At 56.5% G+C, this 12,318-nt stretch carries 16 protein-coding genes; 10 read left to right on the forward strand and 6 right to left on the reverse strand.

Annotated features, from left to right (window positions below; translation table 11 throughout):
• Positions 1-6 precede the first annotated feature (6 nt).
• Both QOL67_RS11100 and clpX read left to right on the forward strand, forming a co-directional pair.
• Positions 7-639 carry an ATP-dependent Clp protease proteolytic subunit gene (locus QOL67_RS11100; protein WP_283426032.1) on the forward strand — a complete coding sequence of 211 codons (633 nt, stop codon included), beginning with the start codon at positions 7-9 and terminating at the stop codon, positions 637-639.
• 134 nt (positions 640-773) lie between these two features.
• A complete protein-coding gene (clpX, locus tag QOL67_RS11105; RefSeq protein ID WP_283426033.1) occupies positions 774-2,039 on the forward strand; it encodes an ATP-dependent Clp protease ATP-binding subunit ClpX in 1,266 nt (421 codons plus the stop codon).
• Between the two features lie 143 nt (positions 2,040-2,182).
• On the opposite strand, the gene QOL67_RS11110 is transcribed toward clpX, so the two are convergent.
• Positions 2,183-2,866 carry an ArsR/SmtB family transcription factor gene (locus QOL67_RS11110; protein ID WP_283426034.1) on the reverse strand — a complete coding sequence of 228 codons (684 nt, stop codon included), beginning with the start codon at positions 2,864-2,866 and terminating at the stop codon, positions 2,183-2,185.
• A 74-nt stretch (positions 2,867-2,940) separates the two neighbouring features.
• Between QOL67_RS11110 and QOL67_RS11115 the strand changes: the two genes are divergently transcribed.
• Together QOL67_RS11115 and QOL67_RS11120 are read left to right on the forward strand one after the other, a co-directional pair.
• Positions 2,941-3,270 (forward strand): NIPSNAP family protein, encoded by a 330-nt coding sequence (locus tag QOL67_RS11115; RefSeq protein ID WP_283426035.1) that lies wholly within the window; start codon positions 2,941-2,943, stop codon positions 3,268-3,270.
• Positions 3,267-3,614, forward strand: a complete 348-nt coding sequence (locus QOL67_RS11120; RefSeq protein ID WP_283426036.1) for an antibiotic biosynthesis monooxygenase family protein — start codon at positions 3,267-3,269, stop codon at positions 3,612-3,614. Before QOL67_RS11115 ends, QOL67_RS11120 begins: the two co-directional genes overlap by 4 nt.
• A 349-nt stretch (positions 3,615-3,963) precedes the next feature.
• Here QOL67_RS11120 and QOL67_RS11125 read toward each other — a convergent pair whose 3' ends face one another.
• The gene (locus tag QOL67_RS11125; RefSeq protein ID WP_283426037.1) at positions 3,964-4,296 is read right to left on the reverse strand and encodes an arsenate reductase family protein; all 333 of its coding nucleotides are present in this window, start codon (positions 4,294-4,296) and stop codon (positions 3,964-3,966) included.
• Positions 4,297-4,689: 393 nt separating this feature from the next.
• Between QOL67_RS11125 and QOL67_RS11130 the strand changes: the two genes are divergently transcribed.
• The 6 genes from QOL67_RS11130 to QOL67_RS11155 all read left to right on the forward strand — a co-directional run bounded on the left by QOL67_RS11130 (position 4,690) and on the right by QOL67_RS11155 (position 9,085).
• The gene (locus tag QOL67_RS11130; protein ID WP_283426038.1) at positions 4,690-6,243 is read left to right on the forward strand and encodes an arylsulfatase; all 1,554 of its coding nucleotides are present in this window, start codon (positions 4,690-4,692) and stop codon (positions 6,241-6,243) included.
• A 131-nt stretch (positions 6,244-6,374) separates the two neighbouring features.
• Complete coding sequence (locus tag QOL67_RS11135) at positions 6,375-6,758, forward strand: RidA family protein (protein ID WP_283426039.1); 384 nt, start codon at positions 6,375-6,377, stop codon at positions 6,756-6,758.
• Between the two features lie 10 nt (positions 6,759-6,768).
• Complete coding sequence (locus tag QOL67_RS11140; RefSeq protein ID WP_283426040.1) at positions 6,769-7,665, forward strand: DMT family transporter; 897 nt, start codon at positions 6,769-6,771, stop codon at positions 7,663-7,665.
• 85 nt (positions 7,666-7,750) lie between these two features.
• Entirely contained in the window at positions 7,751-8,140 is a 390-nt protein-coding gene (locus QOL67_RS11145; protein ID WP_283426041.1) for an NADH:ubiquinone oxidoreductase subunit NDUFA12, read from the forward strand.
• 5 nt (positions 8,141-8,145) lie between these two features.
• Entirely contained in the window at positions 8,146-8,595 is a 450-nt protein-coding gene (mlaD, locus tag QOL67_RS11150) for an outer membrane lipid asymmetry maintenance protein MlaD (protein WP_283426042.1), read from the forward strand.
• Positions 8,585-9,085 carry a DUF2155 domain-containing protein gene (locus tag QOL67_RS11155; RefSeq protein WP_283426043.1) on the forward strand — a complete coding sequence of 167 codons (501 nt, stop codon included), beginning with the start codon at positions 8,585-8,587 and terminating at the stop codon, positions 9,083-9,085. Before mlaD ends, QOL67_RS11155 begins: the two co-directional genes overlap by 11 nt.
• Here the strand turns inward: QOL67_RS11155 and aat are convergent.
• The 4 genes from aat to QOL67_RS11175 all read right to left on the reverse strand — a co-directional run bounded on the left by aat (position 9,040) and on the right by QOL67_RS11175 (position 12,233).
• Positions 9,040-9,666 (reverse strand): leucyl/phenylalanyl-tRNA--protein transferase, encoded by a 627-nt coding sequence (gene aat / locus QOL67_RS11160; protein WP_283426044.1) that lies wholly within the window; start codon positions 9,664-9,666, stop codon positions 9,040-9,042. The two genes, QOL67_RS11155 and aat, sit on opposite strands and share 46 nt — an antisense overlap.
• A 19-nt stretch (positions 9,667-9,685) precedes the next feature.
• Positions 9,686-11,038: an acetyl-CoA carboxylase biotin carboxylase subunit gene (gene accC / locus QOL67_RS11165; RefSeq protein WP_283426045.1), complete on the reverse strand. Its 1,353-nt coding sequence runs from the start codon at positions 11,036-11,038 to the stop codon at positions 9,686-9,688.
• A 9-nt stretch (positions 11,039-11,047) separates the two neighbouring features.
• The gene (accB, locus tag QOL67_RS11170; RefSeq protein ID WP_283426046.1) at positions 11,048-11,542 is read right to left on the reverse strand and encodes an acetyl-CoA carboxylase biotin carboxyl carrier protein; all 495 of its coding nucleotides are present in this window, start codon (positions 11,540-11,542) and stop codon (positions 11,048-11,050) included.
• A gap of 148 nt (positions 11,543-11,690) precedes the next feature.
• Complete coding sequence (locus QOL67_RS11175) at positions 11,691-12,233, reverse strand: LuxR C-terminal-related transcriptional regulator (RefSeq protein WP_283426047.1); 543 nt, start codon at positions 12,231-12,233, stop codon at positions 11,691-11,693.
• Positions 12,234-12,318 lie beyond the last annotated feature (85 nt).

Here is a 12,318-nt window from a genome sequence, read left to right on the forward strand (position 1 = left end):
GGCGATATGAACGACCCTTTTGAAACCTATATGAATACCCTTGTGCCCATGGTTGTCGAACAGACCAGCCGCGGCGAACGCGCGTATGATATTTTCTCGCGCCTGCTCAAAGAGCGCATCATTTTCCTCAACGGTCCGGTGCATGACGGCATGTCGTCCCTGATCGTGGCGCAGCTTTTGCACCTTGAGGCGGAAAACCCGTCCAAAGAGATCAGCATGTACATCAACAGCCCTGGTGGCGTGGTGACCTCTGGTCTGTCGATCTACGACACCATGCAGTACATCAAGCCGAAGGTGAGCACGCTGGTGATTGGTCAAGCGGCCTCGATGGGCTCGCTGCTGTTGACTGCGGGTGAGGCTGGTATGCGCTTCTCGCTGCCAAACTCCCGTGTGATGGTGCACCAGCCGTCCGGTGGCTATCAGGGGCAGGCAACGGACATCATGATCCACGCCGAAGAGACGCTGAAGCTGAAGCGGCGCCTCAATGAGATTTACGTCAAGCACACCGGCCGCACCTATGAAGAGGTGGAGCAGGGGCTTGAGCGCGACAACTTTATGTCCGCAGAAGACGCCAAAGAGTGGGGTTTGATCGACGAGATTGTCGAAAATCGCGCCAAAGGTGACGACGAAGAAAGCTAACTATTGGGTGCCCGGTGGCGCAAACACGCTGCCGGGCACTTTCGCATTGTGCCCACTTTGACGCTGGCCTAAGCTGGTTGAAACGTGGGTAGCCCTCTCCAAATGGGGGCAAGATTTGGCCTGAAAGGTACGACATGTCGAACACGTCCGGTGGTGACAGCAAGAACACGCTTTACTGCAGCTTCTGCGGAAAAAGCCAGCACGAGGTGCGCAAGCTGATTGCGGGCCCAACAGTCTTCATCTGTGATGAATGCGTTGAGTTGTGCATGGACATCATCCGCGAAGAGACCAAGGCCAGCGGGCTGAAGTCCAGCGAAGGCGTGCCAACACCGCGTGAGATTTGTGACGTGCTGGACGACTATGTGATTGGTCAGGCGACCGCGAAACGCGTGCTGTCTGTGGCGGTGCACAACCACTACAAACGTTTGAACCATGCGGCAAAAACCGGCGATATCGAGCTGGCAAAATCCAACATCTTGTTGATGGGGCCAACCGGTTGCGGCAAAACCTTGCTGGCACAGACATTGGCGCGGATTTTGGATGTGCCGTTCACGATGGCGGATGCGACTACACTGACCGAGGCTGGGTATGTGGGTGAGGATGTGGAGAACATCATCCTCAAGCTGTTGCAGGCGTCTGAGTACAACGTGGAGCGCGCGCAGCGTGGCATCGTCTATATCGACGAAGTTGATAAGATCACCCGCAAGTCTGAGAACCCGTCGATCACCCGTGATGTGTCCGGCGAAGGGGTACAGCAGGCGCTGCTGAAGTTGATGGAAGGCACTGTGGCTTCTGTTCCGCCACAAGGTGGCCGGAAACATCCGCAGCAGGAATTCCTGCAGGTCGACACCACCAACATCCTGTTTGTCTGTGGTGGCGCGTTTGCCGGTCTGGACAAAATCATCGCCGCCCGTGGCAAAGGCTCTGCGATGGGCTTTGGCGCGGATGTGCGTGACAATGATGAGCGTGGTGTAGGCGAGATTTTCCAGGACCTGGAGCCGGAAGATCTGTTGAAATTTGGTCTGATCCCGGAATTTGTCGGTCGCCTGCCAGTTCTGGCAACGCTGGAAGATCTGGACGCGGATGCGTTGGTGATCATCCTGACACAGCCGAAAAACGCGCTGGTGAAACAGTACCAGCGTCTGTTTGAGCTGGAAGACACGCAGTTGACGTTTACCGATGATGCGCTGAACGCCATTGCCAAACGCGCAATTGAACGCAAGACCGGTGCCCGCGGTCTGCGCTCCATTCTGGAAGAGATCCTGCTCAACACCATGTTTGAGCTGCCGGGTCAGGACAGCGTGACCGAGGTTGTGGTGAATGAGGAAGCGGCCACCGGTCAGGCGGCCCCGTTGATGATCCACGGCGAAAGCGAGAAAGAACCTGCTGAGGCGGGGTGACTTTTGCGGAAACGCTGAGAGAGTTTAGAAAGGCGTCCCGGTGGGGCGCCTTTTTTGTTTGGTGGGGTAATGTCCGCTGAGCGGGACAAAGTGAGCTTTTGCTGCGGCTGCGCCAATGTCCGGTTCCCGACATTCAGGGAAGGTCAACCAACAGAGAACAGTCGTTCAAATTCCGTGGTTCCGTTTGCCGAGAATGAAATCACGCGCGTTTTCTGATCGCGCCTGGCCCACGACAGGCCTTCAAATCGGCTAAGGAATGCACGGCCAAGGCTACCCGCCAGATGTGACCTGCGCTCACTCCAGTCCAGACATTCCCGGCAAAGCGGTGATTTATTTTTGCGTAGTTCAGCTAGGTCAATTCCAAGTTCTGTTACAAATGCTTGGCCGGAACGCGTTAGATTGAGGTCGTCACCGTCAAGGGATAGATGGCCCTGCGCAATCAGGCTGTCGAACATTTGCGTGCCCATATCACCGGCAAGATGGTTGTAGCAGACGCGCGCCTGTCGCAATGCGGCGTCTTTTGGCCCGGTGCGTTTGCGAAGACGGCCCGATCCCGCCGCTAAACCCATCAAGCCTTCCAGAACATGCGCAACGTCGTCATTTGCGAGAGAAAAATATTTGTGTCGACCTTGTTTGCGAGGGCGCAGCAAACCGCCGCCATCAAGCTTCGACAGGTGAGAGCTGGCTGTCTGAATTGTAACGCCTGCTTCCTCTGCTAATTCGCTCACGGTCAGGGCTTTCCCGCTCATGAGCGCGGTCAGCATGTTGGCGCGGGCGGGATCACCGATCAGCGCGGCGACATGTGCAATATCAGGACCTTCTTTCATAGTTCGACCTTAATCGAAGCATTCGCTCGTCGCAATCAGGTAGACCGGAGAAAATACACTGAGAGGACCCCACAATGTTGACCTGTATCATTCGCTATCAAATCGACCCCACCAAGAAGGCGCAGTTTGAAGAATATTCCCGCAACTGGGGGCAGGCGATCCCGCGCTGTGGCGCGGATCTGATCGGCTATTATGCGCCCCATGAAGGGTCTTCGACGCTGGCCTACGGGATCTACAATGTGAAAAGCCTCGCAGACTATGAAGCCTATCGGTCGCGATTGTCAGCGGACCCACTGGGCCGTGATAACTATGAGTTCGCCCAGAAAGAGAAATTCCTTCTGCGTGAAGACAGGACATTCCTAAAGCGCGCTTCTGCGCCACACAGTCCAGGTATCAAAACATGATCGCGGTCATCTTTGAGGTCGAACCGGCGGAAGGGCGTAAGGGGGAATATCTCGACATCGCGTCCGAGATGCGTCCGATGCTGGATCAGATCGAGGGGTTCATCTCGGTTGAACGGTTCCAGAGCCTGACTGACCCGCGTAAAATCCTGTCTCTGTCATTCTTCGAGGATGATGCAGCAATCGCCCGCTGGCGTAATCTGAATGACCATCGCGGGGCGCAGGCAAAGGGTCGGGCTGCTGTGTTTGACGACTACCGCCTTCGCATCGCCAGCGTCATTCGTGACTACGGCATGTTCGACCGCGAGCAGGCCCCGTCCGACAGTCGCAAAGCGCACACGGAATGAGTGCAGGGACCCGGTAGCCGCCGTTCCTGCATTGCACAGCATTGGTGTGTCTGGGCTCGTACCCGACTTTCGTCGCAGGTATCAATGGTTGGGGGCTTAGTTTGACACCACCGTGCACGATCCGAGAGGCTAGGACGCGAGGCGCCCGCGTTTTGCCGGAGGCAAACCTCCGGTTTGGCGGGGGCGGTTCACCTCTCGGGAGCTTGCTGCGCAAGCCCCTGACGGCCAGTGGGGCGCTGCCAAATCTTTGATTTGGCATTAGGGTAGCTTCTCGGAACAGAATTAACCCAATGCAGGTGTCAGCAATTGAGACACAGACTGACGTGGAGCGCACTATGTCAGTCCACGCCTATTGCGCAGGCAACACGGCCTTCTGCACCGCATCGTCCCACCCAAGATAGTAGGTGCCTTCAAGTTGGATCACAGGGCGTGCCATCAGCTTTGGTTTGGCCGCGAGTTGATCTTCGGCTTCGGAGTGTTTTAACCAGTCGCTCAATCCCCGCCAGTCGTTTGTGGTGCGATCGACCAGTCGATCCCCAAACTCTGCGATCAACACCGCAAGCTCTGCTTCGCTGAGTGGGTCGGCGCGGACGTCTCTGAATTCGCACGCTACACCGGAATCCTCCAGCGCTTTGAGGGCCTTTTTGCAAATCGAACAAGTGCTTAATCCATAGACCAACATAGCGAAGACTCCTTTGGTTCTAGCTTGGCAATCTCCTACATAAAGTCCAACCACACAAGAGACCCGCTTATGGAAGGCGCTCGAGGAAGCGGGAAGCTCGCTCGGTGATGTGGTGCGAAGGCGAGAAAAAACCTTCAGAGGCGCGAGACAATGTCCGTGGTAGCTGCGAAGGCAGCTTTTGCCATCGAAGCATTGCCGCATTGGGATTGTCGTCAAACACTCAAAAAAATGGGCTGTAGAACTCCCCCTTTATCCGCTTTTGCTTGCAGGGCTCAGATGTGCAAGCGCCCTATCAAAAGGTCTTTCACACGGCAAAATTTGTTGGATGGCCTTTCGGGAGGTAGGGTGAGAGGCGAGCTCGCTGCGATGCGGGTGCAAAAAAGGATAAGTTTTATGATAAATTTTGAAAAACTTCCCAACTTTATATTCCGAACAGCCGCCCCGACGTTGGCATTGATGTTTGCGACAAGTGTGTCTGCGCAAGACAAGCCCCTGAACTTTTTGATGATTTGGGGCGATGACATTGGGTACTGGAATGTCAGCGCTTACAATCAAGGGATGATGGGCTACGAGACGCCAAATATCGATTCAATCGCGAAAGATGGTATGATTTTCACCCATGCCTATGGCGAACAATCCTGTACCGCCGGGCGCGCGGCCTTTGTCACCGGGCAAAGTGGGTTTCGTACCGGGTTGCTGAAGGTCGGGCTACCTGGTGCTGAAGAAGGCATGCGGCCCGAAGATCCAACCATCGCGGAATACATGAAGTCCAAGGGCTACATGACAGGTCAATATGGTAAGAACCATCTGGGTGATCGCGATGAGCACCTGCCCACAAATCACGGGTTTGACGAGTTTTTTGGCAATTTGTATCATTTGAATGCCGAAGAAGAACCGGAGAATGTTGATTACCCCAAAGGTGCGGAATTCCGTGAGAAATTTGGACCTCGTGGCGTTATCAAGTCTTCCGCCGATGGCTCGATAGAAGACACCGGGCCGCTGACAAGAAAGCGGATGGAAACCATCGATGAGGAAATCACCGCTGGCGCCCTAGATTTCATGGAGCGGGCAAATGAGCAGGAAAAGCCGTTTTTTCTGTGGTGGAATGCAACACGTATGCATGTGTTCACGCACCTGAAAGATGAAAGCCAGGGTGTGACCGGGCTAGGGGTGTATCCGGACGGTATGGTGGAGCATGACGGCCATGTTGGCCTGTTGTTGGCGAAACTCGAAGAGATGGGAATCGATGACAACACTGTCGTTATGTACACAACCGACAATGGGGCCGAGAAATTCACGTGGCCGGACGGTGGCACGGCTCCCTTCCGGGGGGAAAAGAATGACAATTGGGAGGGCGGTTACCGCGTTCCTTTGATTGTCAAATGGCCCGGTGTGATTGAGCCGGGAACGCGGTCCAGCGATATCATCAGTCATATGGACTGGTTTCCGACGATTGCTTCAGCCCTGGGTGACACAGACCTGAAAGAAAAATTGCTGGAAGGGCCACAATTTGGTGAAGACAACACCAAGGTGCATCTGGATGGTTATGACTTTTTGCCGCGCTGGAAAGGCGAGGCTGACGAAGGTCCGCGTCGCGAGTTTTTCTATTTCTCTGACACGGGTGATTTGGTGAACTTACGCTACAATCGGTGGAAAATTGTTTTTGCCGAACAACGCGCCCATGGCATGGATGTTTGGGAAAACCCCTTCACTTTCCTGCGTTTGCCTAAGATCTTTGATCTCTACTCAGATCCGTTTGAAATCGCAGATCATGAGTCGATCAATTACGGCACTTGGCGGTTTGAGCGGTTGTTCCTCCTTGTTCCGGCACAAGCCTTTGTTGGTGCTTTCTTAGAGACCTTCATAGAGTATCCACCGCGTCAAAAGCCCGGTAGTTTTTCGCTTGATGTGGTCCTGGAGAGCTTACAGCGCAATCAGGGCGGCTAATCAGAGCCAGCACTTCTTTTGAAGCAGTTAGGGCACCCCAAAAGCGGGGTGCCTTTTTCGTGGCTCTCACCCATTGACAGTTTGTCACCACCAGAGGATGTCTTAGCCATCCCATTTCAAGGAGCCTCCCCATGTCTGTACGTCACATTTCCACCGGATCGCCGTTTGAAGAAAAAATCGGGTATAGCCGCGCGGTTGTGGCGGATAGTTGGGTCTTTGTGGCGGGCACCACGGGGTATGACTACGCAACCATGACCATGCCTGAGGATGTGGCAGCGCAGTGTCGCAATACACTCGCCACCATTGGCAAAGCGCTCGAAGAAGCGGGAAGCTCGCTCGATGATGTGGTGCGGGTGAATTACATTCTGCCCAATGGCGACGACTTTGAGGCATGCTGGCCCGTGACCAGCGAGGTCTTTGCCAAGGCCAAGCCTGCGGCGACGATGATCATTGCCAACCTGATGGAAGCGGCGATGAAGATTGAGATCGAAGTGACCGCGCGGGTGTCCAAGTAAGGCTCTCCACATGACATCACATATTGCCACCGACCGCGCAGCCAACCGGCTGGGCGCTGTGTTCATGGTTGTCGCCATGGCGGGGTTTGCCGTGGAAGATGCTTTCTTGAAGGCGGCGGCGCGGAGTTTGCCGATTGCGCAGGTGATGGTGCTGTTTGGGGCCGGGGGCGCAATGGTGTTTGCGCTGTGGCTGCGGGCAAAATCGCAGCCGTTGGCCCCCAAAGAGGTGGCGTCACGCCCAATGCAGGTGCGGGTGGTTTTTGAAATTGTGGGACGGTTGTTTTTCACGCTGTCTCTGGCGTTGACGCCGTTGAGCTCCACCACAGTGATTTTGCAAGCCACGCCTTTGGTGGTGGTGGCTTTTGCCGCACTGGTGCTGGGCGAACAGGTGGGCTGGCGGCGCTGGTTGGCGATTGTGATTGGGCTGATTGGTGTGGTGCTTATTGTGCGCCCCGGTGGGGAGAGCTTTAGCTGGCTGTCACTGTTGGCGGTTGCAGGCATGTTGGGATTTGCCGGCCGCGATTTGGCCAGTCGGGCGGCGCCGGCAAGCCTGAGTACCGCTGTTTTGGGACTTTACGGGTTTCTGGCAATTGTGGTGGCCGGGGCCGCCTATGGCGTGATCTGGGAGCAGGTGCCGTTTCACACTCCGCCACCGAAAGCCTTGCTGGCTGTGGTGGGAGCGGTGGCCTGTGGGGTGTTTGCCTATAGCGCGTTGATGCGGGCGATGCGCACCGGGGAAGTGTCCGCGGTGACACCGTTCCGCTACAGTCGGTTGCTGTTTGGTGTGGCGTTGGGTGTGGTGGTGTTTGGCGAGCGGCTGGACAGTTGGATGCTGATTGGCAGCGCGTTGATTGTGCTGTCAGGGCTGGTGATCATGGTGCGTGGGCGGGCTGCCGCCAAAGGGTGATTGTATTCATGCCAAGTGCGCCGTTCCGCCACTGGACCTTTGAGCGTAAATGGTCCATATGGAGGAAGAATTTGCGGAGACTCCCATGGGCATTTTGAGCACAATCAACAATGTTTTGACTTGGTGGAACGGCGGCACGCTGAACACCAAGCTGTTTACGGCGCGCAAAGGCGTGAAAATGGGTGAAGACGACCAAGGTAATGTCTATTACCGCACGGCCAATGATTCCAAGCGCTGGGTGATGTTCAACGGTGAAGTTGAAGCAAGCCGGATCAGCGCCGATTGGCATGGCTGGTTGCATCGGACCTTTGATGAGGTGCCGTCTGAAAAGCCGTTGAAACACCAAGAGTGGGAAATTCCGCATCAGGAAAACGTGACCGGCACCGCGCTGGCCTATGCGCCTGCGGGCACTATCCGCGCGCATGGTAAAGCGCCGGTGGAACGGTCCGACTATGAGGCCTGGAGCCCCGAGTAAGCCTGATGTCTGCGGTTCGTACAGAGACTTTTGTTGGCGCTGCTGTTGTAGCGGCAGCTGCTGCCTTTCTGCTTTATAGTGCGCAGTTTGCCAGCGTCGGGCAGGGTGGTAGCGGTTATGGGCTTAATGCATCGTTCCGCTCTATCGAGGGCGTGAGTGTGGGCACCGATGTGCGGCTGGCTGGTGTGAAAATCGGCACCGTGACCGACATTCAACTTGATCCTCAGACCTTCCGTGCGCTGACCACGTTTAGCGTGCTGGACGGCATTGAACTGCCTGACGACAGCGCGGTGGTGGTGTCCTCCGAAGGCCTGCTTGGCGGGAACTTTGTCGAGATCCTGCCAGGTGGATCGCCGTTCAATTTTGAAGCCGGGGACGAGATAGAGGACACACAAAGTTCTGTGAGCCTGATCTCGCTGTTGTTGAAATTTGTGAGTGGTGGCGATGATGACTAAGCTGGCGACTTTAACTGCTGCGCTGTTGTTGCCGGTGATGGCGCAGGCGCAAGAGATTCAGATCGAAATGCTGGAGATCGAGCCGCTCAAATACGAGACGCTTCAAATTCCGCTGGGTGATGTGAAAAGCGAGAGCGTGGTGGCTGCCACGGTGGGCAAAGGCGCGTTGCTGCGGGGGCTGGACAAGCTGACCGGGCAGGTCGCGGATTTTGAACTCGACAATGGCTACTCGGTGAAATTTGGCACGTTGCGTGTGGATATGGCGCAATGTCGCCATCCAAGCGAGAATCCCAATGGCGACGCCTATGCGTTTATCTCGGTCTATGAAGATCAGGGCGAGGGCGCCAATGTGTTCCAAGGTTGGATGGTGGCATCTTCGCCGGCGCTAAGCGCGCTGGATCATGCGCGCTATGACGTTTGGGTGCTGCGGTGTACCGGCCTGGCTCAGGTGGACGCGCCAAGCAGTTCTGAGGGTGACGGCAACGAGTGAGCCGTGATGTCGGCGTCATGCCGGAGCGCCCATGTCAGCATCTTGTGATAATCTGCCCGTGGAATTTCGATTGCGCCCAAAGAGGACAGGTGATCGGTGATGAACTGTGTGTCAAACAGCGTAAATCCACATCGGCGCAGGTGCTCTATTAGATAAGCAAGTGCAATTTTGGACGCATCGGTTTTTCGTGAAAACATGCTCTCGCCAAAGAAGGCACCACCTAGGGTGACGCCGTAGACACCGCCAATGAGAGCAGTGCCGTCCCAGACTTCCAGCGAGTGTGCCTCTCCCCGCGCGTGCAGCGCCATGTAAAGCGTGTGGATTTGTTCGTTGATCCAGGTTTCGTCACGGTCCGCACACCCATTCACCACGCCCTCAAAATCACCGTTGAGCGTTACGGTATAACCGCCACGCCGGATGCGGCGGCGCAGGCTGCGGGAGATGTGGAAGCTGTCGAGAGGGAAAATACCGCGGCGGATCGGGTCCACCCAGAAGATGTCCGGGTCATCGCGGTTCTCGGACATGGGAAAAACACCCATGCCATAGGCGCGCATCAAAAGGTCTGGCGTGACCTCACTCATGATGCGCGCCCATTAGGGATCAGCCTTCGGCCATGTTGGCGTCGAGCCATTTTTCCAGCCAGTGAATGTTGTACTCACCGGTGTGGATGTCTTTTTCCTGAAGCAGGGCGTGGAACAGCGGTGTGGTGGTGTCGATGCCATCCACAATCAACTCCCCCAAGGCACGGTCCAAACGCGCCAAGGCTTCGGCGCGGTCGCGGCCGTGCACAATGAGCTTGCCAATCAGGCTGTCGTAGTAGGGCGGGATGGAATAGCCCTGATACAGCGCTGAATCCATCCGTACCCCAAGGCCACCAGGCGCATGATACGCCGTGATTTTGCCCGGGCAGGGGGCAAAGTTTGGCAGACGCTCAGCGTTGATGCGAACCTCAATGGAGTGGCCATTGATCTCCAGATCATCCTGACCAAAGGTCATGGATTCGCCGGCGGCCACAAGGATCTGCTCGCGCACCAGATCGACGCCAAAGATGGCTTCGGTCACCGGGTGTTCGACCTGAAGGCGGGTGTTCATTTCAATGAAATAGAACTCGCCGTTTTCATACAGAAATTCGATGGTGCCAGCGCCGATGTAGTTGATTTTGGCAACCGCATCCGCACAGACTTTACCAATTTTTGCGCGCTCTTCCGGGGTGATGGACGGGCCGGGGGCCTCCTCAAACACCTTCTGGTGACGCCGTTGCAGGGAGCAATCCCGTTCGCCGAGATGGACCGCTTTGCCTTTGCCGTCGCCAAAGACCTGGATTTCGATGTGGCGCGGTGTGGTGAGGTACTTCTCGATATAGACTTCGTCGTTGCCGAAGTTGGATTTGCCTTCGGCCCGTGCGGTCATAAAGGCGCTTTCCATGTCGGCCGCAGTGGCCGCCACTTTCATGCCGCGCCCGCCGCCACCTGCGGTGGCTTTGATGATAACCGGGTAGCCCATTTCTGCGCCGAGCTTCTTGGCTGCCGCCAGATCAGGAACGCCGCCTTCAGAGCCGGGCACGCAAGGCACGCCCAATTTGATCATCGTGTCTTTGGCGGTGATCTTGTCGCCCATGGTGCGGATGTGCTCCGCAGTGGGGCCGATGAAGGTCAGGCCGTGGTCTTCGATGATTTGCACAAAGCTGGCGTTTTCTGACAGGAAACCATAGCCCGGGTGGATCGCTTGCGCGCCGGTGACTTCGCAGGCGGCAATGATCGCCGCCACGTTCAGATAGCTTTCCGTGCCCGGAGCCGGGCCGATGCAGATGGCCTCATCCGCCATGCGTACGTGCATCGCATCAGCATCAGCGGTGGAGTGCACCGCCACCGATTTGATGCCCATTTCGCGGCACGCACGGATCACGCGCAGGGCGATCTCTCCGCGGTTTGCGATCAGGATTTTGTCAAACATTGGACCGCCTTACTCGATGATCGCCAGGGGTGCGCCGTATTCCACAGTGTCACCGTCGCCAACCAGAATGCGCTTCACGGTGCCGGATTTAGGCGCCGGGATGTGGTTCATGGTTTTCATGGCTTCCACGATCAGCAGTGTGTCGCCCTCGGACACGGTCTGGCCCACAGCCGCGAAGGCTGCGGCACCTGGTTCAGGTGACAGATACACTGTGCCAACCATAGGTGAGGTCACAGCGCCCGGGTGGCTGGCTGGATCGTCTTGGCTGGTTGCGGTTGCGGCGGCAGGTGCGGCGGCGGCCACAGGAGCTGCGGCGGCAGCTGGTGCGGCCATGGCGACAGGTGCAGCAGCAACCACTTGAGTCTGGCGGCTGACCCGCACATTCATGCTGTCATCTTCACCATATTCGCGCATCACTTCCAGCTCTGTCAGGTCGTTTTCCCGCAGCAGCTCTGCCAAAGCAGAGATGAAGGCCACATCAGAATCGTGATTTTGTTTGCTCATTTTACGTTTCTATCCCCTACGCGCTTAAGCGCTGTTGAGTCTTATTGGTTTCCCCTGCGGCGCTTATAGAGAAAAAGCTGCCCCTAGGAAAGCTGATCTGAGGTTCAGATGGGAGGAAATGGACGCGGTTTCCAGCCCTAAATGGGGCCTAAAGCGGCATTCCAGAGAGTTTGGCCACCAATTCCGCAAGTTTGCGAGCGCCAAACTTACGCAGCAGGCGGGCGCGGTACTCTTCGACGGTGCGATAAGACAGGCCAAGGTCGAGACCAATTTCTTTGGAGGTCATGCCGCGACAGGTCAGGATGGCAACTTCGCGTTCGCGTTGTGTGAGCTCCACCACGGGGCGGTCTTCTGAGAGGTCAGCAAAGGACCAAACGCTTTTCTGAAACGGATATTCCGGTGAGGTTGATTGTCCCCGCACGCGGCACCAGAACAGCGTGCCATCCATGCGTTGCATCACCCGTTCATCGCTATAGCGACCGGTGTTGCCCATGGTTGTGTAGACTTTTGCGCCCAGCTTCTGAAAATCTTCGTCGGAGGCGTAGAAATCGGCAATCGAGCGATTGGCGCAGGCCTCGGGCGTGGTGGCAAACATTTCGCCAAAGCGCAGGTTCACCCGCTGGATGATCCGGTTTTCAAGGATGCAAAGCCCAACAGGGGCGTGATCAAAGGCGAGAGCGTTTAGTTCCATGGGGCGCAGTGATGGCATAGGTGCGCAGGAAGGGGAAGGCGCAAAGAGAAACGACGCGCCACTGGGGCGCGCCGCTGTAAAGCGG

The sequence above is a fragment of the Shimia sagamensis genome (assembly GCF_900182745.1).
Lineage (GTDB): Bacteria > Pseudomonadota > Alphaproteobacteria > Rhodobacterales > Rhodobacteraceae > Shimia > Shimia sagamensis.

Excerpts from the sequence above, each read along its gene's own strand:
- QOL67_RS11100 (WP_283426032.1), top strand. The coding sequence starts at position 7 with ATGAACGACCCTTTTGAAACCTATATGAATACCCTTGTGCCCATGGTT.
- clpX (WP_283426033.1), top strand. The coding sequence starts at position 774 with ATGTCGAACACGTCCGGTGGTGACAGCAAGAACACGCTTTACTGCAGC.
- QOL67_RS11110 (WP_283426034.1), bottom strand. The coding sequence starts at position 2,866 with ATGAAAGAAGGTCCTGATATTGCACATGTCGCCGCGCTGATCGGTGAT.
- QOL67_RS11115 (WP_283426035.1), top strand. The coding sequence starts at position 2,941 with ATGTTGACCTGTATCATTCGCTATCAAATCGACCCCACCAAGAAGGCG.
- QOL67_RS11120 (WP_283426036.1), top strand. The coding sequence starts at position 3,267 with ATGATCGCGGTCATCTTTGAGGTCGAACCGGCGGAAGGGCGTAAGGGG.
- QOL67_RS11125 (WP_283426037.1), bottom strand. The coding sequence starts at position 4,296 with ATGTTGGTCTATGGATTAAGCACTTGTTCGATTTGCAAAAAGGCCCTC.
- QOL67_RS11130 (WP_283426038.1), top strand. The coding sequence starts at position 4,690 with ATGATAAATTTTGAAAAACTTCCCAACTTTATATTCCGAACAGCCGCC.
- QOL67_RS11135 (WP_283426039.1), top strand. The coding sequence starts at position 6,375 with ATGTCTGTACGTCACATTTCCACCGGATCGCCGTTTGAAGAAAAAATC.
- QOL67_RS11140 (WP_283426040.1), top strand. The coding sequence starts at position 6,769 with ATGACATCACATATTGCCACCGACCGCGCAGCCAACCGGCTGGGCGCT.
- QOL67_RS11145 (WP_283426041.1), top strand. The coding sequence starts at position 7,751 with ATGGGCATTTTGAGCACAATCAACAATGTTTTGACTTGGTGGAACGGC.
- mlaD (WP_283426042.1), top strand. The coding sequence starts at position 8,146 with ATGTCTGCGGTTCGTACAGAGACTTTTGTTGGCGCTGCTGTTGTAGCG.
- QOL67_RS11155 (WP_283426043.1), top strand. The coding sequence starts at position 8,585 with ATGATGACTAAGCTGGCGACTTTAACTGCTGCGCTGTTGTTGCCGGTG.
- aat (WP_283426044.1), bottom strand. The coding sequence starts at position 9,666 with ATGAGTGAGGTCACGCCAGACCTTTTGATGCGCGCCTATGGCATGGGT.
- accC (WP_283426045.1), bottom strand. The coding sequence starts at position 11,038 with ATGTTTGACAAAATCCTGATCGCAAACCGCGGAGAGATCGCCCTGCGC.
- accB (WP_283426046.1), bottom strand. The coding sequence starts at position 11,542 with ATGAGCAAACAAAATCACGATTCTGATGTGGCCTTCATCTCTGCTTTG.
- QOL67_RS11175 (WP_283426047.1), bottom strand. The coding sequence starts at position 12,233 with ATGGAACTAAACGCTCTCGCCTTTGATCACGCCCCTGTTGGGCTTTGC.